The organism is Sphingobium sp. BYY-5, assembly GCF_022758885.1.
In the GTDB taxonomy this organism is placed as follows: Bacteria; Pseudomonadota; Alphaproteobacteria; order Sphingomonadales; family Sphingomonadaceae; genus Sphingobium.
In genome coordinates this window covers 1,943,128-1,962,317 of the sequence record NZ_JALEBH010000001.1, presented here as the reverse complement: position 1 = coordinate 1,962,317, position 19,190 = coordinate 1,943,128, and the positions used below count along the sequence as shown (strand labels likewise).

19 protein-coding genes and 1 pseudogene are annotated in these 19,190 nt (G+C 64.3%); 8 read left to right on the top strand and 12 right to left on the bottom strand.

Annotated features, from left to right (window positions below):
• Positions 1-12: 12 nt before the first annotated feature.
• Positions 13-450: pseudogene (locus tag MOK15_RS09395) on the bottom strand (IS481 family transposase); the annotation flags it as partial.
• A 137-nt stretch (positions 451-587) separates the two neighbouring features.
• Between MOK15_RS09395 and MOK15_RS09390 the strand changes: the two are divergent.
• The 4 genes from MOK15_RS09390 (at position 588) to MOK15_RS09375 (ending at position 2,679) form a co-directional block, all read left to right on the top strand.
• Complete coding sequence (locus MOK15_RS09390; protein ID WP_242931369.1) at positions 588-890, top strand: LysR family transcriptional regulator; 303 nt, start codon at positions 588-590, stop codon at positions 888-890.
• Between the two features lie 297 nt (positions 891-1,187).
• Positions 1,188-1,364 (top strand): hypothetical protein, encoded by a 177-nt coding sequence (locus MOK15_RS09385; protein WP_242931368.1) that lies wholly within the window; start codon positions 1,188-1,190, stop codon positions 1,362-1,364.
• Between the two features lie 150 nt (positions 1,365-1,514).
• Complete coding sequence (locus MOK15_RS09380) at positions 1,515-2,453, top strand: right-handed parallel beta-helix repeat-containing protein (protein ID WP_242931367.1); 939 nt, start codon at positions 1,515-1,517, stop codon at positions 2,451-2,453.
• A 31-nt stretch (positions 2,454-2,484) separates the two neighbouring features.
• Positions 2,485-2,679, top strand: coding sequence for a hypothetical protein (locus tag MOK15_RS09375; protein ID WP_242931366.1), 195 nt, complete (start codon positions 2,485-2,487; stop codon positions 2,677-2,679).
• 43 nt (positions 2,680-2,722) lie between these two features.
• Here the strand turns inward: MOK15_RS09375 and MOK15_RS09370 are convergent, their stop codons facing one another.
• Positions 2,723-3,742, bottom strand: coding sequence for a class 1 fructose-bisphosphatase (locus tag MOK15_RS09370; protein WP_242931365.1), 1,020 nt, complete (start codon positions 3,740-3,742; stop codon positions 2,723-2,725).
• Positions 3,743-3,958: 216 nt separating this feature from the next.
• Between MOK15_RS09370 and MOK15_RS09365 the strand changes: the two genes are divergently transcribed.
• Complete coding sequence (locus tag MOK15_RS09365) at positions 3,959-4,744, top strand: TerC family protein (RefSeq protein WP_242931364.1); 786 nt, start codon at positions 3,959-3,961, stop codon at positions 4,742-4,744.
• A 53-nt stretch (positions 4,745-4,797) separates the two neighbouring features.
• On the opposite strand, the gene rsmA is transcribed toward MOK15_RS09365, so the two are convergent.
• The 4 genes from rsmA to lptD all read right to left on the bottom strand — a co-directional run bounded on the left by rsmA (position 4,798) and on the right by lptD (position 10,367).
• Entirely contained in the window at positions 4,798-5,637 is an 840-nt protein-coding gene (rsmA, locus tag MOK15_RS09360) for a 16S rRNA (adenine(1518)-N(6)/adenine(1519)-N(6))-dimethyltransferase RsmA (RefSeq protein WP_242931363.1), read from the bottom strand.
• Positions 5,630-6,664 carry a 4-hydroxythreonine-4-phosphate dehydrogenase PdxA gene (pdxA, locus tag MOK15_RS09355; RefSeq protein WP_242931362.1) on the bottom strand — a complete coding sequence of 345 codons (1,035 nt, stop codon included), beginning with the start codon at positions 6,662-6,664 and terminating at the stop codon, positions 5,630-5,632. Before pdxA ends, rsmA begins: the two co-directional genes overlap by 8 nt.
• Positions 6,642-8,024 carry a peptidylprolyl isomerase gene (locus tag MOK15_RS09350; protein ID WP_242931361.1) on the bottom strand — a complete coding sequence of 461 codons (1,383 nt, stop codon included), beginning with the start codon at positions 8,022-8,024 and terminating at the stop codon, positions 6,642-6,644. The genes pdxA and MOK15_RS09350 overlap by 23 nt, the downstream gene beginning before the upstream one ends.
• Positions 8,025-8,111: 87 nt before the next feature.
• Positions 8,112-10,367, bottom strand: a complete 2,256-nt coding sequence (gene lptD, locus MOK15_RS09345) for an LPS assembly protein LptD (RefSeq protein ID WP_242931360.1) — start codon at positions 10,365-10,367, stop codon at positions 8,112-8,114.
• Positions 10,368-10,559: 192 nt separating this feature from the next.
• Here lptD and MOK15_RS09340 point away from each other — a divergent pair, with 192 nt between their 5' ends.
• The 3 genes from MOK15_RS09340 to ndk all read left to right on the top strand — a co-directional run bounded on the left by MOK15_RS09340 (position 10,560) and on the right by ndk (position 12,987).
• Positions 10,560-12,005 (top strand): leucyl aminopeptidase, encoded by a 1,446-nt coding sequence (locus MOK15_RS09340; RefSeq protein WP_242931359.1) that lies wholly within the window; start codon positions 10,560-10,562, stop codon positions 12,003-12,005.
• Between the two features lie 25 nt (positions 12,006-12,030).
• Positions 12,031-12,468 carry a DNA polymerase III subunit chi gene (locus MOK15_RS09335; protein ID WP_242931358.1) on the top strand — a complete coding sequence of 146 codons (438 nt, stop codon included), beginning with the start codon at positions 12,031-12,033 and terminating at the stop codon, positions 12,466-12,468.
• A gap of 96 nt (positions 12,469-12,564) precedes the next feature.
• A complete protein-coding gene (ndk, locus tag MOK15_RS09330; protein ID WP_242931357.1) occupies positions 12,565-12,987 on the top strand; it encodes a nucleoside-diphosphate kinase in 423 nt (140 codons plus the stop codon).
• 75 nt (positions 12,988-13,062) lie between these two features.
• Here ndk and MOK15_RS09325 read toward each other — a convergent pair whose 3' ends face one another.
• The 6 genes from MOK15_RS09325 to MOK15_RS09300 form a co-directional block, all read right to left on the bottom strand.
• Positions 13,063-13,701, bottom strand: a complete 639-nt coding sequence (locus tag MOK15_RS09325) for a hypothetical protein (RefSeq protein ID WP_242931356.1) — start codon at positions 13,699-13,701, stop codon at positions 13,063-13,065.
• Positions 13,702-13,706: 5 nt separating this feature from the next.
• Positions 13,707-14,381, bottom strand: a complete 675-nt coding sequence (locus MOK15_RS09320) for a glutathione S-transferase family protein (protein ID WP_242931355.1) — start codon at positions 14,379-14,381, stop codon at positions 13,707-13,709.
• Positions 14,382-14,466: 85 nt separating this feature from the next.
• Positions 14,467-15,483, bottom strand: coding sequence for a spore coat U domain-containing protein (locus tag MOK15_RS09315; RefSeq protein WP_242931354.1), 1,017 nt, complete (start codon positions 15,481-15,483; stop codon positions 14,467-14,469).
• Positions 15,474-17,759: a fimbria/pilus outer membrane usher protein gene (locus MOK15_RS09310; RefSeq protein ID WP_242931353.1), complete on the bottom strand. Its 2,286-nt coding sequence runs from the start codon at positions 17,757-17,759 to the stop codon at positions 15,474-15,476. Before MOK15_RS09310 ends, MOK15_RS09315 begins: the two co-directional genes overlap by 10 nt.
• A gap of 117 nt (positions 17,760-17,876) precedes the next feature.
• Positions 17,877-18,662 carry a molecular chaperone gene (locus MOK15_RS09305; RefSeq protein ID WP_242931352.1) on the bottom strand — a complete coding sequence of 262 codons (786 nt, stop codon included), beginning with the start codon at positions 18,660-18,662 and terminating at the stop codon, positions 17,877-17,879.
• Between the two features lie 19 nt (positions 18,663-18,681).
• Entirely contained in the window at positions 18,682-19,188 is a 507-nt protein-coding gene (locus MOK15_RS09300; RefSeq protein WP_242931351.1) for a spore coat U domain-containing protein, read from the bottom strand.
• Positions 19,189-19,190: the final 2 nt, after the last annotated feature.

Here is a 19,190-nt window from a genome sequence, read left to right as displayed (position 1 = left end):
GACAGTCCCTGCCTTGGCAGTTTGCACCTCGGCAATATCGATGTGGAAGAACCCGATTGGATAGCGTTTGAAGCGTTGACGTTTGGGCTTGTCGCCCTCGATGTCGGGCAGACGAGAGATGCCGTGTCGCTGCAGGCACCGATGCAGCGCTGAGCGGGTCAGATGCGGGATCGATGGCTGCAACGCATAGAGACAGTCGTCCAGCGGCAGCAGCGTGTGTCGCCGGAATGCGACAACCATCGCCTCCTCCGCCTCGGTCATGGTTGTGGAATGAGGGGCCTTCGGCCCGGTCTTCAGATCATTGACCGTCGTCCGCTTGCGCCACTTCGCCACCGTCTTGGGGTTGATCCCAAGCTCCCGGCTCAGCGTCGCGAGCGAAGCCTGCGATCGCTGTATTGCTGCTCGGACGGCGTGCGTGGTCGTGGCGCTCCCGTGACGTACTTGCCCCATAATGCTTCCTTCCATTCCAACGAAAGGATCGCACCATCAAACTGTGGGATCAAACACCTAACGGCGCACCTCCCCCACCCCAACCCCCAAATCCTATTCCCTTCCAAAATAGGATTTCCTCTGATCTATCCTCATAGATGGACCAGCACCCCACCCCCAATCCGCCCGCGCCCGACGCGCCTGCCTTCACCGATCGTGCCCGCTGGACGCCGGACAGGCAGCGGCTCTTTCTCGCCACGCTGCTCGCCACCGGCAATGTCACGCAGGCCGCCCGCGCCGCCGGCATGTCGCGCGCCAGCGCGCATCGCCTGCGCCGCCGCCTGGTGGGCACGCCGTTCGACCGGACATGGGCCGGGGCGCTCGCGCTCCATGCGCAACGCCTTGCCGATCCCTTCGCCGCCGATCCCGCCCAGACAGTGACCCAACCGGCGCGTCGCTGATGCGCGGGTGGCGCGTGGCAGTCGCATACCTGTCGCGTCTCCGGCGCGTCGCTGTGACCCGACCGGCGCGTGCCTGTCGCCGCAGCGGCGCTTTACCGGCGCATTATGCCTTGTTTTCGCCCGGAAACACGGCCCTGCAACGGTGTGAACTTCGCCGCCGTGACGCGGTTGTGACCCTGTCGCCCTCCAATCGGCCATGCGCTGCGATCTTTCCCTACCGATTGTTCATGTTCCGCCCATCTGCCGGACATATGGAGGGTGGCATGGTGCAGGCATCAATCGGAAGGAGAGCCTGCAATGCGTATTTTTCCTGCTTTGATCGCGGCCGTTGCGCTGGTCGCCACGCCCGCCATGGCCGCGCCCTGTCGTGACGCCCATGGCAAATTCATCAAATGCGCGACAACCAAAACGGCCATGGTCAAGAAAGCGCCATGCAAGGATGCCAAGGGCAAGTTCATCAAATGCGCCAAGTGAAGCGGCGCTGCTGAAGTCCAAAAAGGGGCGTTGCATGGGATGCGGCGCCCCCTTTTGCCGTCATGGCCTGTCTCGTAACGGGGCATGTGCCGCCTTTTTCGGCCTGTCACGGCCCTTGGCCCCCATGGCGCGGCCCCTTAAGGTCCGGCCATGCGCCTGATCTCCACCAGTCTCCTCACCTCCATCGCGATCAGCGCCGCCGCGCTGGCGCAAGGGACGCCCGCCGCCTTCACCGTCGCCGAAACCGGGCGCCCCTATGGCACGCTGGGCGATGCGCTTGGCGCGATCGGCGACGGGCGCGGGACGGTGGTGGTGGCGCCGGGCAGCTATCGGCAATGCGCGGTGCAGCAGGGCGGCGATGTCACCATCCGCGCCGCGACCCCCGGCACGGTGATCTTCGACGGCGCGGCGTGCGAGGGCAAGGCGGCGCTGGTGCTGCGCGGCCGGTCCAGCCGGGTGGAGGGCGTCATCTTCCAGAATATCCGCGTGCCTGACGGCAATGGCGCGGGCATCCGGCTGGAAAGCGGCAACCTCACCGTCAGCAACAGCCTGTTCCGCAACAGCGAGGAAGGCATACTTACCGGCGATTATGATGGCGGGCAGGTGGTGATCGACAAGTCGACCTTCCGCAAACTTGGCCGCTGCGACCGCGATCTCGACTGTGCGCACGGCATCTATATCGGCCGCCTCGCCAGCCTGAGCGTCACCAACAGCCGCTTCGACCAGGGCGAGGGCGGCCATTATCTCAAGACCCGCACGGCGCGCGTCACCATCACCGGCAACAGTTTCGACGACAGCGGCGGGCATCTCACCAACTATATGATCGACCTGTCGAACGGCGCGAGCGGCGTCATCAGCGGCAATGAAATGGTGCAGGGCAGGGACAAGGACAACTGGTCCGCCTTCATCACCGTGGCGCCGGAAGGCCGCGAACATGGCAGCGCCGGGCTGGTGATCGAGGGCAACAAGGCAGGCTTCGTGCCGGGGCTGGAGCGGGGATCGACCTTCGTCGCCAACTTCACCGACGATCCCGTGCGGATCGGCGCCAACGAACTGGCGCCGTCGATGAAGGTCAGGGACCGGCGCTGACTCGGCGGAGGGAAGAAGGTAGGATCAGGGGATGCGAACCACCTATGACAATGCGACCGTCCGCCTCTACCATCTGGGCGATGATGGCGGGACGACGACCATCATGTACGGCCCGCTGAGCGAAGCGCTGCACGTCGCGGAGCAGCAACCGGCGGAGGTGCAGGACGGGCTGTTCCTGGCGACCGACAATGACGTGGTCGCCTATCTCGACCTGATCGAGGGGTAGGGGCCTCCGTTCGCTCCGGGCGAACGGAGGGAGTGCGTTGGCGTCAGGCCGCGACCTGCGCTTCCCGGCCATAGGCGACGACGGCTTCCACCTCCGCCTTGTCGCCCAGCACCACGCCGACGCGCTGGTGCAGGCCCTTGGCCGGCACGTCCATGATCGGCATGAAGCCGTCGCTCGATGCGCCGCCTGCCTGCTCGATCAGATAGCTCATCGGGTTGGCTTCATACATCAGGCGCAACTTGGCCTTGCCGGGGGTGCGGTGGTCATAGGGGTAGAGGAAGACGCCGCCGCGCTTGAGGATGCGATGCACGTCCGCGACCATCGAAGCGGTCCAGCGCATGTTGTAATCCTTGCCGCACGGCCCGACCGCACCCGTCACCCGCTCGTCGACATAACGGGTGATGGCGGGCGACCATTGGCGGCGGTTCGACATGTTGATGGCAAATTCGCACTTGCCCTGTGGCATCTTCATATCAGCATCGGTCATGATCCAACTGCCGACTTCGCGGTCCAGCGTGAATTCATAGACGCCGGTGCCCACGCTTAGCACAAGGAGGGTCTGCGGCCCGTATATGGCATAGCCTGCCGCGACCTGATGCCGGCCGTCCTGGAGGAAATCCTCCTCCGTCACGTCGCGTCCGGCGCAGCCTTCGGGCGCCTTCAGCACCGAAAAGATAGTACCGACCGACAGGCCGACGTCGATGTTGCTGGACCCGTCGATCGGATCGAACAGCATCAGATATTCGCCCTTGGGATAGCGGTTGGGGATGGGATAGATGGTCTCCATCTCCTCCGACGCCATCGCCGCCAGATGCCCGCCCCACTCATTGGCGTCGAGCAGCAGTTCGTTGGCGATCACGTCCAGTTTCTTCTGCACCTCACCCTGTACATTCTCGCTGTCCAGGCTACCCAGCACCTCGCCCAGCGCGCCCTTGCTGACCGAATAGCTGATGGTCTTGCAGGCGCGGGCGACGGTTTCGATCAGCAGGCGCAATTCGCCGGGCAGCACGTTGGCCTGGCGCTGTTGTTCGATCAGGAAGCGGGTGAGGGTGGTTCGAGCCATGAAACGCCTTTCGTGAAAGGGTCGGAAGATCGCGGCCGGAACCGGATCAGAAAAAGATGACGCGCCCTCGCTAGGGGACAGGAAAGGCCTAGTCCAGCCGGACGCGACGTCCCGTGCCCTTGTTAGCGTTGTCATGTTACAAAGCATGTATGGCGGACCCCGCGTCTCCGCTTCCCGTTGCGAAACCGCGCCGAACGGCGTCATAAGAGGAGCATCATGGACAGCCTGATTACCGCCTTTACCGACCCCACGGCCCTTGCCGCGCTCATCGCGCTGGTGGTGATGGAGGTGGTGCTGGGCATCGACAATCTCGTCTTCATCTCCATCCTGACCAACAAGCTGCCCGACGCACAACGGCCCAGGGCGCGAAAGATCGGCATCGGTTTGGCGCTGGCGATGCGACTGGTGCTGCTGTCGATGATCGCCTGGATCGTCGGGCTGACGCAGCCGGTGTTCGACCTGGGGCTGCGCGGGCCGCTCGATGCCCATGGCGCGCCCACATTCGAAACCCAATTTTCCTGGCGCGACATGATCCTGATCGGCGGCGGCCTGTTTCTGATCTGGAAGGCGACCAAGGAAATCCATCATAATGTCGACCCGACGCCGGGCGAGGGCGTGCTGGACAAGAAGGGCGTGGCGACCATGACCTTCGGCGCGGCGATCGTGCAGATCATCCTGCTCGACATGATCTTCTCGCTCGATTCGATCCTGACGGCGGTTGGCATGACGGACAATCTGGCGGTCATGTATATCGCGGTGATCGTGGCGGTGACGGTGATGCTGATCGCCGCCGACCCGCTTGCCAACTTCATTGCCCGCAACCCGACGGTAGTGATGCTGGCGCTGGGTTTCCTGCTGATGATCGGCGCGGTGCTGATCGCCGACGGCTTCGGCGTGCATGTGCCCAAGGGGTATATCTACGCGGCCATGGCCTTTTCGACGCTGGTCGAATGTCTCAACATCTTCACCCGCCGGGCGCAGAAGCGGCGGGCGGCGGAGTAGGTCGCTGGTGCCGCAATGCGCCGGAGGGCGCATATCCAAACAGACTCTGCGTCTCAGCCGTTGGTCAGTCGACGGGCGACCGCGACAAACTCCTCGACGCTGACCGTCTCCGCGCGCCGCTGTGGTTCGATCCCTTCCGCCTCCAGCGCCTCCAGCGCGCCAGGCAGTCCTTTGAGGCTCTGGCGCAGCATCTTGCGCCGCTGGCCGAAGGCGGCGGCGGTCAGGCGTTCCAGATATTTGAGCTGCACGCCCTCCGGTGCCGCCTTGGGCGTCAGGTGAACCACCGCCGACATGACCTTGGGTGGCGGGGTGAACGCGCTGCGATGGACCTTCATCGCGATCCGCGCGTCGCTGCGCCACTGCGACAGGACGGCCAGGCGGCCATAATGATCGGTGCCGGGCTTGGCGACGATCCGTTCGGCCACTTCCATCTGGAACATCAGCGTCAGGCTCTGCCACCAGGGCAAGGGCGACCAGTCCACCGACAGCCAGCCGACCAGCAGGGGCGTACCGACATTATAGGGCAGATTGGCGATGACATGCGCGCTTTCGCCCACTTCGGTGCGGGCATCGACCTGCATGGCGTCGCCGGAAATGACGCGAAGCTGGCCGGGAAAGGCTTCCTGCAATTCGGCGAGGGCGGGAAGACAGCGATCGTCGCGCTCCACGGCGACCAGTTGCGCGCCGGCGCGCAGGATAGCGCGGGTCAGGCCGCCGGGGCCTGGGCCGACCTCGAAGGCGTGCGCGCCCTTCAGCGGGCCGGGAATGGCGGCGATGCGGTCGAGCAATTGCTCGTCGAACAGGAAATTCTGACCCAGCGCCTTGCTGGCGGCGAGACCATGGCGCGCGATCACATCTCGGAGCGGCGGGAGCGCCGCGGGGGACTCAGCCATGGGCGATGCGGGCGCGGGCGGCTTCGGCCGCCATCCTGAGCGCAGCGATCATCGCGCCGGGATTGGCGCTGTCGGTGCCGGCGATGCCGAAGGCGGTGCCATGGTCGGGCGATGTCCGCACGATCGGCAGGCCAAGTGTAATGTTGACGCCTTCGTCGAAATTCAGCGTCTTGATCGGGATCAGTGCCTGGTCATGATACATGCAAAGTGCTGCGTCATAGGTTTCGCGCGCGCGAGTATGGAACATGCCATCGGCCGCGAGCGGGCCGACAATATCGATGCCTTCCTGGCGCAGCGATTCGATGGCGGGACGGATCACGTCTATTTCTTCGCGGCCCAAAGCACCATTTTCCCCCGCATGGGGATTCAGGCCGGCAACCGCGAGGCGCGGGCGGCCGATGCCGAAATTGCGCTGCAACCCCTTGACGGTGGTCAGCGCGCGGGCGCGGATCAGGTCGATGGTCAGCGTCGAAGCTACGTCCCCCAGCGGGATGTGGATCGTGATCGGCACGACTTTCAACGAGGGACCGGCCAGCATCATGACCGCATTATGCGGCGCAACGCCGCAGCGCTCCGCGACGAATTCGGTCTGGCCCGGATGGGTGAAGCCGACGCCATAAAGCTGTTCCTTGCCCACGGGCGCGGTGACGATACCCGCCGCCGATCCCGACCGGGCCAGGCCGACCGCGACTTCGAGCGCCTGGAAAGCGGTGCGGGCGCCGTCGATGCTCGGACTGCCCGGCACGATGTCGCCCGCCTCGGCGACCTGGAGACAGGGCAGCGCCGAATCGAAGATGGCGGCGGCTTCTTCGGGGGCGCTGATCGTCGCGATCGGGCCGAGCCACACCGCGCGCAGGGACGCAGCATCGCCCACGGCGAAGAAGGGCAGCAATCCGCGGGCTTCGCGCATGACCCAGCTCTTGGCGACGATTTCCGGTCCAATCCCCGCCGGATCGCCGAGCGACACGGCGAAGGGCGCCAATTCCGACGAAGCGGGCGGGATGTCAGTTATATTCGATGACGGCATCGCGGCGGAGGTCGCGCAGATAGATGCGCGCGCGCTTGTTGACCCGTTCTTCCTCCAGTTGCGCCATGATCTGGTCGGCGTTGGGAGCGTTGGCGGATGCCGGATCGTCGCGGCCGCAGACCACAAGGACACGCACGCCATCGGTGATGGAGCCGAAGGGCGGGGTGGCCTCGCCAACCTGGAGGTTCATGAGGATGTCCTGCAATTGCGGCGGCAGGTCGCGGACCTTCACATTGTCATTGTCCACAACGTCGGCGCCGATCTTGGCGCCGACCTCATTGGCCTGCCCGCAACCCTTGATCTCCTTGATGGCGGCGGCAAAGCTGGCCGCCTTGGCGCTCGCCTGCTCCTTGGTCGTACCCTGCGGGAAGACGACGGACAATTGCTTGAGGCTGAGCAGCGAATCGCGTGGATCGGCGGTCAGCACCTTGCGCTTGTCCATCACGTAGATGAGGGACACGCCGCCCACCGTCTCGATCGGCCCGGCGATCTGGCCGACCTGCATTCCCGTGGCGGCCTGCGCCAGTTCGGGCGGAAGCTGCGCCGGGCGAATCCAGCCCAGGTCGCCGCCAACCGCCGCGGTTGATGCTTCGGAGAATTGCCGGGCATAGGCCTGGAAGCTGCCACCCTGCTGGATCTGCTGGATGATATTGCGGGCGTTGGCCATGATCTGTTCGTGATTTTCCGGGGTCGCGGACAGATAGATTTCGCCGATGCGAAACTCTTCGCTGCCCTTGGCGGCGTTGAGACGATCGACCACCGACTTCACTTCATCCTCGGACACGTTGACGAAAGGCTGGATATTGCGGCGGAGCAGGCGGCTCCAGGCGAGTTCGCCCTCGATCTGGCGCTTTATGCTGGCGGCAGAGCTACCCTTTTCGCGCAGATAGCCGTCGAACTGGGTAGGCGACTGGCGGAAATTGGCCGCGACACGTTCATAGCTCTGGTTGATTTCGGCCGGGTCGACCTTGATGTCGTTGGCCGCAGCTTCCTGGATCTGCAACGTTTCGTCGATCAGGTTGCGCAGCACCTGGACACGCAGGCGTTCCTTCTCCTCCTCTTCCACCTTGCCGCCATTGGCGGTGATGATGAGTGCGAGGCGCTGGTCAATGTCGGTGCCGGTGATGATGCGGCCGTTGACGATGGCGGTCGCCTTGCGGACATTGGGGTCGCTCTTGCCGAAGACTGTGAGGTCTTTGGGCAGGTTAAGCTGGGAAGCGATGTCGTTCGCGTCATCGACCGCCTGTGCGGCGACCGGCTGGATGCCGGCGCCGAGCAGCGCAGAGGAGAGGAGCAAGGCTCGCAAACCGGAACGAACGCCGTGGATCATGCGGTTGGGCGTGGAAACGACAGGCAGCATCGTCGGCAATAATCTCCAATACGGTACGGCGCGTGATGCACCGATCCGCCTTAACCAGCCCTGACGGGAACGCGGGAAGCGTGATCCTTATATGCCAATATTGCGGAAAGCTAGCCGTAGCGCGAAGCCATTGCCCTTTCGGGCGTCACCATTGGTCTGATAGTCGCGCCGCCAGGTGAAGCCGAGCGTCAGGCAATCATCTTCATAAGCGATGCCCAGGCGGTGGCGAACCGGTTCGAAGCCGTCGGAGACGCTGCCTGGATCTTCCTTCGCATCGGTCAGGTCGATCACGGTCGAACCGAAGACCGACCAGTAGCGCGCGAACTGGACACGGCCGCCCAGGCGAAGCTCCTCGCGGTCCTGCAAATCCTCCAGGCTCGCCAACGCATTGCGGTTTAGCCTCAGATAGCCGACCATGGCATAGGTTTTCTTGCTGCCGATGGTGGCGTCGATCTCGTTTCGGCGGACAGCTAGACTATCCTTGTCCAGCCGGAAGCGGTGGGTGAAGGCGATGAAGTCCTTGTAACGGATCGTGGTGCGGCCGACGATGTCCGACAAGCGGTCGGACAGGCCCGTGCCATCGGGCAGGATGCTTTCCCGGCTGTTGAGGCGATAGCTTTGCCCGATGATGCTCTGGAGCGAGAAATTGGGCAGATCCAGGCCATATTCGAGGCCATAGGTGATGCGCGAGCTATCCTCGAACCGGTCATAACCGGCAAAGCGGTTGAGCGCGAAGAGGTTGCTGTCTTCCAGGTCGACGGCCCGCGCATCCTCGTTGGGCAGCGACAGGTTGGCGAGATGGGGGGCGGCGACGATCTGCACGCGCGGTGCGATTCGCTGGACGCCGCCAAAGGCCTCACCGACGAAGGGCCAGCGCACATCGACGGCGGCGGCGGCGATGCCGCGCGCCTGCCAGCCGGGATCGCCGGCATAGCTGACGACCGATGTCAGGAGATTGTCGCTGCTATGATAGACGTCGCCGCGCAGATAGCCGGTGAAGGTCACTTCCTGTCCCATGCCGGTCAGCGTGCGAAGATTCCATTCGGCCGCGGCAAAGGCGCGCTGCGTGTCCTGTCCCTGAGTGCGGGTGATCGCCAGCGTATTCGCCTGAAACTGAAGCACGCCGCCCAGCCACGGGTCCTTCATCCGCAACCGATAGTCGATGACGGGCAGGGCGATCGGCGTCTGCCCCTGCGAATCGCCCTGGCGCAGGGTCTGCACCGCCCAGCCGCGAATCGAGAAATAGCTGTCGTCGCCGATTCGCTGTGCGCCGATGGTCGAACGCAGCCGGTCTTCGCGGCTGATGTCGTAGCGGCGCAGGAAAGTGCGGTCGGTGGTGACGCGGACGGACCCGTCCACGCTCCATTCGGGACTGAGCTGCATCGCCCCGCTGGCATCGAGATAGCCGCGGAAATCCTTCTGGGCGTCAGCTGGCGTCGTACCTGCCGCATCGCCGATGCCGACGCGCCGGCCATGGGTGACGAACCCGGTGATCTGATATGCGCCGCGATCCCAGAGATGCCGGTAATTGGTTTCCAGCATCGGCAGCGTTTCGGTGTAGACATGCGGGGTGATGGTGAGGTCGCGGTTGGGCGCCAGCTTGAAATAATAAGGCTGCGCAATCTCGAAGCCGTTATTGCGGTCGTAGCGCAGGTTCGGCACCAACAAACCGCTGGCGCCATTGTCACCCACCGGATGGCTGAGGCCCGGTAGCGGAATGAGCGGCAGGCCGAATAATTCGACTTTCGCGTCCTTGTACGTCACCCGCTGGCGAGTCGGATCGTAGATGACCCTGACCGCGTCGATCTGCCAGGTCGGATTCTTGGGACAGCCGTCGTTATCCTCGACCACACACCCGGTGTAGGCGGCGTGGTGGAGCGTATAGATACCGTTGACGCGCTCTCCCTTGGCGGCGGCGAGGCGGCCGCCGGACTGGAGCGCCAGCAGCATATTATCGACTGCGCCGTCTTTCAGCGTGTCGGTGACGTCGAAGCGATCACCATAAGCGATGTTGCCTTCCGGATCGGTGACGGAAACATTGCCTTGCGCCTCCACCTTGCCCGTATTGCGGTTCCATACGACCGTGTCGGCGCGCAGGCGATTGCCGTCGCGCAGCAACTGCACATTGCCGTTGGCGGTGACGATTTCGGTGTTGCGGTCATATTGGAGTGTGTCTGCGGCAAAGCCGATCTGGTCCGTATTGTCCGGCACGGGCGCATCGGGCGCGCTGACCGGGGCCTGCGGCTCGTTAAGCTGCTGCGCCAGCGCTGCCGGACTGGTGGCAAGCGCGACACCGCCCAGCAAGACGGCGCGGAAGGAAAGAGAGAATATGGCGTTTTGCAAGCGTTAGGGCCTCATCAACAGGCGCATCAGGCATTCCGCCTATCGCACAGATGGCCTGTCGGCAATCTTTCGTGGCGCATCTTCGCCACCAAAATCGGTCGAACGGCTTTGCCAGACAGGGAAAGCCGCACTATCTGGCAGACAAGAGCGCGGTTTTTGCCGCCGATCGTCATAAGAGGAAGTAGAGCCTAGATGGATATCCAGTTCAGCCCGACCCGGCCCGATGCCGATACTTTGGCCTTCGCTGTGCCCAAGGGCGGCTTCGACACGCTGCCGCTGGCCGCATCCGCGACGCTGGTGGCGGGTGCGGGCGCGGCGCGCTTCGTTGGCGAGGCGGGTACGAGCTTTGAGAGTTTCGCGGACGAAGGCGGCAAGACGGTGCGCGTGCTGCTGTTGGGCGTGGGCGCTGGGAGCGAGCAGGATTATGAGAAGGCCGGCGTGGCCCTGACCGCCAAGCTGTCGACCAGCGGCGCGATTCACGCGGCGGTCGAGTTCGTCGGTGGTGCAAGCGGCGAACTGGCCGCTCATCTGGCGTTTGGCGCGCTGCTGCGCGGCTGGCGGATCGACACCTATCGCACGCGCCAGAGTGAGAAGAGCAAGCCGACGCTCAAGGCCGTGACCCTGGTCGCGACCGGCGCGGACGCCGCCTGGGAAAAATTATCGGCTGTGGCCGAAGGTGTCGCTTTCACCCGCGAACTGGTGTCGGAGCCGGCGAACATCCTTTATCCGGAAAGTTTTGTGGAGCGCTGCCGTCACCTGGAGGGGCTGGGCGTCAAGATCACCGTTCTCGACAAGGCGGCGATGGAAGACTTGGGCATGGGCTCGCTGCTGGGCGTGGCGCAAGGGTCTGTGCGCGAGGCGCGGCTGCTGGCGATGGAATGGGACGGCACCAATGGTGCGGCCGAAAAGCCCGTCGTCTTCATCGGCAAGGGCGTGACCTTCGACACCGGCGGCATTTCGCTGAAGCCTGGACCGGGCATGGAGGACATGAAGTGGGACATGGGCGGCGCGGGCGCAGTCGCCGGGGCGATGAAGGCGCTGGCCGGGCGCAAGGCCAAGGCGCGGGTCGTCGGCATTTGCGGCCTGGTCGAGAATATGCCCGACGGCAATGCCCAGCGTCCGGGCGACATCGTCACCTCCATGTCGGGTCAGACGATCGAGGTGCTCAATACCGATGCGGAAGGTCGCCTGGTGCTGTGCGATGCGCTCACCTGGGCGCAACGAACCTATTCGCCCGAAGTCGTCGTTGATCTCGCCACATTGACCGGCGCGATGATCGTGGCGCTCGGCAATGAATATGGCGGCCTCTTCTCCAATGACGACGGCCTTGCCACCGATCTTACCGTGGCGGGCCAGGCGGTGGGCGATCCGCTGTGGCGTTTCCCATTGTCGGCCGCTTATGACAAGCTGATCGACAGCCCGATCGCCGACATGAAAAATATCGGGCCGCGCTATGCAGGGTCGATCACCGCGGCGCAGTTCCTCAAGCGTTTCGTCGATGAAGGCGTCAAATGGGCGCATCTCGATATTGCCGGCATGGTCTGGGCCGATAAGCCGGGTGGAACCTGGGACAAGGGGGCGACCGGCTATGGCGTGCGCCTGATCGACCGGCTGGTGGCGGACAAGTTCGAGGCCTGATGCAACCCGAATAGGGGATAAGCCCATGCAGGTCGATTTCTACCAGCTCAGCCGCGATCCCGTGGACCAGGTGCTGCCCGCCATTGCCGGGCGCATCCTGGGCATGGGCGCGCGGCTGCTGGTGGTGGCGCAGGAAGCCGAACGGCTGGAGCGGATTTCCACAGGGCTGTGGGCCGGGCCGCCTGAAAGTTTTCTGGCGCATGGCCGGGCGGGTGAAGAGGGTGAAGCGCAGCAGCCGATCCTGTTGAGCGGCGATTGCGCGGCGTTGAACGGCGCGCGGAATATCGCGCTGGCGGATGGAATCTGGCGTGAGGAAGCGCTCGGATTCGAACGGGCTTTCTATTTTTTCGACGCAGAGACGATCGACGGTGCGCGCGCAAGTTGGCGGTTATTGTCCAACGCGGACGATGTCGCCCCCCGTTTCTGGCGGCAGGAGGGCCGCAAATGGGTGCAGGGACCATAGCGCCGTCGCGCGTGGCTTTAAGACTCTTGCGGTGCTGGGCGGCCCCGTCTAAAGGGCGCGCAACTTTATTCCCCACCATCTGGAGTTACGAGGGCTATGGCCGTCACGCGCACCTTTTCGATCATCAAGCCCGACGCCACCCGTCGTAACCTGACCGGCGTCGTCACCGCGAAGCTGGAGGAAGCCGGCCTGCGCGTCGTCGCTTCCAGGCGCATCCGCATGAGCCGCGAGCAGGCCGAAGGCTTCTACGCGGTCCACAAGGAACGTCCCTTCTTCGCCGACCTGGTCGCCTTCATGATCTCTGGCCCGGTCGTCGTCCAGGTGCTGGAAGGCGAAGACGCCGTGAAGCGCAACCGGGACATCATGGGCGCGACAAATCCGGCTAATGCCGACGAAGGCACCATCCGCAAGCTGTTCGCCGAATCGATCGAAGCCAATTCGGTCCATGGTTCGGACAGCGAGGAAAATGCCGCGATCGAGATCGCCTATTTCTTCAAGCCGGAAGAAATTGTCGGCTGATCGCTGACCGCCTTTGTGCAAAGTGAAGCCCGGTGCTCCCTTGGGAGTGGCCGGGTTTTATTTGCTCTGCTGTTCCTAGCGTTTCGTCACCCGCGCCCATCGGGCGTCGACGGTCGCCTGGGCGCTATCCGCTTTCAGAGACTCTACATGCGACAGGCCACGTAAGGCCAGGCTGTGCCCGGTGATCCAGCGGCCCGAAATGCCATAGCCTATGTCGTAGAGCGCCACGCTTTCATATGCGTCGCCGCCGACGACGAAGCGGGTCGTGATGGCGACCGGCAGTTTTTCGTCGCCGACGCTGTCATCCGGCAGGCTTGCTTTCTTGCGTGCGTGCTTGAGCGCTGCATCAAACCAGCCTGCTTCGATCCGGGGATCGCCGGTGGTGTCGACGGCGGCGACGCCCAACGCCCTGGGAAAGAGGATTGTCTGGCTCTGGATGACCTGACTGGGATCGGCCGACTTCAGCAATATCCGGTCGTTCTTCACGGAGTCGGCGTGCAGCACCAGTCTGGCGGCGCGGGCGGAGGCCTTGCGGCCTTCCGCAGCCTTGTCGGCGCGTTCATCCTGCTTGTTGGACCAGTTGAGATAGAGGGTGAGGGCGGAGATCAGCACCGCCAGCACCGCCACGCCTTCGCCCAGGCTGATCCAGCGCCGACGGATCGCGGCCGCCTCCGCCGCGCGCGCTTCCTTGGGATTTTCGGGCGCGTCGTTCATCCGGATCAGGCCGTCTGGTGGGGCACTTCGAACTTGTCGATCACCCATTCCTCGGCCTGCGCGCCGCCGATCCATTCCTGCATCCAGGGATGGGCGATGACCGCGCGCATATAGGCATCGGCGAAGCGGGCGACGGGGAGTTGATAGGTGATGAAGCGGGTGACGACCGGCGCGAACATCAGGTCGGCGGCGCCGAACGCCCCGAACAGGAAATCACCGTCGCCGCCATAGCGGGCGCGGGCTTCCGCCCACAGTTGCATGATGCGGGCAATGTCCTGCGCGGTCGCTTCGGATGGCGGAACGGGTGCATAGATTTGCCGGATGTTCATGCTGTGCTCGCGACGGAGTGCCGCGAAGCTGCTGTGCATTTCCGCCGCCATCGAGCGGGCCATGGCCCGCGCGGCGGGATCGGCCGGCCAGAACATGTCGCCGCCGGTCTTCTCATTGAGATATTCGACGATGGCCAGACTGTCCCAGACGACGACATCATCGCCGTCCCACAAGATAGGCACTTTGCCGGACGAGGGAGCAAACTCGTCACCCTCGCGTCGCTTTTCCCATTCCTCGTCATAGAGGGGAACGACCACCTCTTCGAAGGGGAGGCCGGACTGCTTGCACGCCAGCCAGCCGCGCAGGGACCAGCTTGAATAGGCTTTGTTGCCAATGAACAGCTTCATCATGTGAGCCTTCTTAGACGGCAGGGGAAGCCGGTGTCGAGCGGTGATGACGCTGGGACATGAAAAGATAATCCATTCGTCTTTCGGTCTAAAAGGCGATGTCGACGATGATGGTGTCGGCATAATCGCCCGCTGTCGGTGTCGGCTGGGTTGGGTCGATCACAGCGCTGTAGGTGAAACCCTGCAAAGTGCTGCTGTCGTGGATGCCGGGATTGCTGTCGGCCGTCGCGCTGCTGCGCCGTTCTCCCGCGATCGCGCTGCCCCAGCGCCCCGCGCTGACCGAAGCGCCGCGATAGATTTCATATTTCAGATAATCACTCGTAGCAGCCCGGCGCATACGCCGGGTTCCCGAAAAATTCTGGCCGTCGCCCAGGCCCACGCTATAGGCAGCCCCCCGGCTGCAACGCACCGAAATGGTGCGCGTCACCGCACGGAAACTGCCGACCAGCGGCGCCGCGCCGAAGGCAAGGTCGGGCGCCGTGATCTGGCAATCGGGCAGCACGTCGAGCGTCACCGTGACCGTCACGGGCGCGCCCGTGCCCCAGGTTATGGGCGTCGTGCCGCGGTTGAAACCCGGACTGTTCGACGATCCCAGGCATACGACGGTGAGCGCTACCGTACATACGGAGAAATACCAGCGTATCGTGACCGTGCCGGTATAGGTGCCGGCGGTCAGGCCCGTTGTCGGGGATGTGCGGATAAAGAGGGGGATGCTGTTGTTCGGCCCGCTGAACAGGGTGAGCAACGCCGTGGTCGAAAGATCCGCCTCTGCCCCGACCGGGATCGGCGGGCCGCCTGCTGTGGTTGACAAGGTGAAGGGGATGGTCTGGTCGGTGGGTCCGGTCAGCAGGAAGGTGGAACTGTCCAGATGCACCTTGACATAGGACGTGGCCAGCAGCGAGAGCAGAGTGGTGCAGGACAGACCGCTGGCGCCGCTGCCGGTCTGGCTCTGGCTCCCGACGGTAAAGGAGCCGGTATCGCCCAGGTCGATGGTGGATGCCGCCACGGTGCAGGTGCCGTAGGTCTGGGCCATGGCGGGCGTGCCGCGCAACGTCAGGCCAAGCAGCAGGGCGGCTGCGGCCATGGCGTGCCGGATCATTGGCATGTCAGTGTTCCCATATCGGCAATTCCCCCGGCGTTGACGTCGATTGTAAAGGAAGTCCGGCAGCGTTGGCCCTCCGGCAGATCGACGGTCAGGTCATTGTGTGGGCCGAGGTCTTCGGCGAAGACCAGCCCATCCCAGCCGACATAGGCCATGCTGTTGCCGTTGATGCGCGCGACGGCGCCGACCGGCAGCAGCGTTCCCGCCTTGTCGACCAGGACCATTCGCGCCGCGATCATCCGCCGGACGGGGAAATCGAGCAGATAGCCGCTGCCGCGCGCCACCGCGACGCGCTGCTCGACGATGTCGGCCGTCATGTCATCCGACAATTCCAGCGGATCGATCATATAGCTGCCCGGATAATAAGCCGTGGCCCAGGGAATAAGGATATGGCCGGAGGTATCGGTGCGGCCGACCAACTGGTTTTCATAATAGACCGGGACGCCAGCATGGCCGCGGGTCGAGACGAGCGCGAAGGCATCGGCGACCCGGTTGGCCGTGAACAGCGAATCGTCCATCCATATCAATGATCCTGACGCGCCGAACCAGCCGGTGACATTGCCCGCGCTGCCATAGGCGCCGCCGCGCAATTCGGCATCGCGGGTGCGCCAGGTCATGTCGCCATTGCCGTAGATATCGCCATTGCCCAGCCGCGCCAGCCCGGCGTTCCAGCCCAGTCCGCCTTGGGTCGGCGCCGCCCGGTTATAGTCGATCCGGCTGCTATACCGGCCATCCTGTTCGCGCACTATATTGCTGCTGAGCGTGCCGCGTCGACCGCCCAGCGGTATCTGGACGTTCAGCGAAGCGGTCAGGTCGCCCGCGCGAAGGTCGCGCGTTGCCGAAGCGAACAGGCTGGTCGCCCCCCGCAGCGGTATCGACCAACTGGCGTTGAGCAGGCGTGTCCCGCCTTCGCCGCGTGTCCGGCTGTCGATATAGCCCAGACCGAACGACCCGAAACGACTGAGCGCAACGCTCGTGCTGACCGAAGTCAACCGCATCGATCGGCGGCGGTCGCGATGCAGCGTGGCGAGATCGAAATAGCCGGCATCCTGCTGGAGATGATTGACGGAAAAGGTGAAATTGCGCCGCTGATATTGATAGCCCAGGGCGATTTGCGCGCCATCGCGTCCGGCGTGCCGGCTGCGGCTATAGGCGGCGTTGACCACGCCCAGCGTGCTGATCCGGAAAACGGTGCCGATGCCGGCGACGGCGCCATCCCGGCTGGCCTCGCCATGCCCCTCGATCGTCAGCATGTCGGTCAAGCCGTGGCGGATCGATGCGCTGGCGGCCAGTTCGCCATAGTCGAAACTGCGCTGCCCATAATGCTGGCGTACCGCTCCGGCCGCGACCGCATAGTCGGTCAGGCCGGGGCGCAGCAGCGTGGAGGCGACGTAGAAAGGGATCGTCGTGCTGACCTGCCGACCCAGCGCATCGGTGACGACGATGCTCGCCTGACCCGCCCCATTGATTTGCGGCAGGGTATTCATCACGAACGGGCCGGGCTGCACCTGGCCGCCAAATGCCTGGTGATTGTCAATGAACAGGTCGACGGAAGAGGGCAGCGCCGCTTCGCCCGCGAAATTCGGCATGGGATAGGTGACGACATCGGGCCGCACGGCGAAATCGCGGGAAATCTGGACACCGCCCAGACGGATCGCGCCGCTCCATGGCAGGGTGCGTGTCACCAGGTCGCCGACCTCATAGGTGGTCATGCTGGCTTCGTCCGACCGGATCCAGCGCGTATCATAGCGCCGGTAGGACGTGCCGGTGCCATCTGTGCGCGCTACGCCGGTGGTGGACAACAGTCCGGCCGGCCCGAAGGCGCGCAGGTCGGTCCACAAGGAAGCGGAGGGAGGTGCCCCTTCGCCGTCCACCGCATAAAGATCATAGTTCAGCATGATGCCGAAGCTGCTGCGCGCCGGCCCCTGGTTCTGGCGCGGGCCGAAACCGATCTGCTGGTTATGCAGCCAGTGCGCCGGCACCTGCAGTTTCAGGCGCTGATTGGGAATATCATAGTCCACGATGACCCCCGGCAACTGATCGACGGCGATCGGCGTCGCCGCATCGCCCTCGGCAGGCAAGGCCAGCGCGCGCAGGTCGCCGGCGGTCATGTGGAAATGGCCGCCATCGGCCTGCACCGGTACGATGACGCCGCTTGGTACGCCATTGATGACGATTTCCAGTTGCAACGGGGTGGCCGTGACTGCCCCCGCCACATCGCTGGAAGCTGCCGCCGCAGGGATGTCGTCATATTTGACCGCCGCCGTACAGGGAGCCATGGTGAGCACCGCGCATAGTCCTGAGGGGATTGTCCACCCTAGCCGGCGAGGAATGGCGGCAAACGGCAAGGTCCATCCTCTCTCTTGGCGGTGGAAGGGAGCGCCGGGTCGATCATGTTACGGGTCCCAGGGGGTCAGGCTGACGGGTTGGTCGCCATTGGCAGCTACCAGGGTGGCGCGGGGGGAGATGCTCAGTCCGATGGGCCAGCGCATGACCGCATCGGGCAGAATATAGCCGTGGACGCCATCCAGCTTTGACAGGGTTCCGTCGGCTCGTTTCAGACTCACCTGGCTCAGCCGGCTATGGGTGGTGTTGCCGTTGCGGATTTCCAGCACGCTTTTCCCGTTCGCGTCGATCACGCGCCATTGCAGCGCCGCCTTCGCGGCGACCTGGCCCTTGGGGGGGCGGCTGCCGATCCCGTCGCCATAGAGGAACAGGGGCAGGGAATAGCGCATCCGGAACTGGATCGCGGCGCCGGCCTGTCCGCCCGTGCCGGACGTCTTGGCTGTCTCGACCGGGGTGTCCGCCAGCGGGATTTCATCGATGATGATGCGATAGGCCTGTTCCCGGCCCGCGGGCGGCGGCGTGATCCGGGTCAGGCGGATCAGTTGCCGCTGGCCTGGCTCGATCCGCACCATGGGCGGCGTTCCGGTCACATCCTTCTGCTCGCCATATCGGTCCTCGCCCTCCGCCTGTTGCCAGCCGAAGACCCGAATCTGCATCAGGATCGGGCGTTTCCCCGGATTTTCCAGTCGCAATGCCGTCGCCCGTTCTCCACTCTCGATGACCGGATTGATCGGCCAGATCACCACGCTGTTGGTCGTCTGTGCATGAGCGAGGCCGGACAGGATCGTCCAGACGGCAATGGCGATCATGCCTGAACGAAGGGGGGAAAGCGGCATGGGGGCCTCCATTTGCATCCTACCAGCTCAAGGTAATGGTCAACGTATCGGTATAGGTGCCCGGCGGCGTGTCCCCCGGTAACGTCAGGCTGCTGAAGATCGGCAGGTGGACATCATTCATGTTGGCGGTCGTGACGCCGATGGCGACGCCCTGATTGATCCCGATCGCCTGCGTGCATCCGGCGTCAGCGCATAGGCTGTAGACCAGCCGCTCGGTCGTGCTGGCGAGTTGCAGGTTGCGGTTCGACGATGCCTGGTGCAGGCCGCCGTTGATCGTCATGGACAGTTGCACGCCCGGCGAGCAGCGCAGGGTGACGGCCTGCGATCCCGTCAGGCTGGCGTGCACCGTCGTGGTGGCGACCGACGGTTGGGGCGCGAAGGTCAGCGTTCCCATCGATCCGGCGTTGCCGCTCATGCCCAGGCCATCGATCGCGCAGCCTGCCTGGATGGTGGCTGACACGCCGAAGCTCTTGCTGGTTTCCGCCTGGACGGGGCCACCGATCGCGATCGGCAGGATCGCAGCCACGG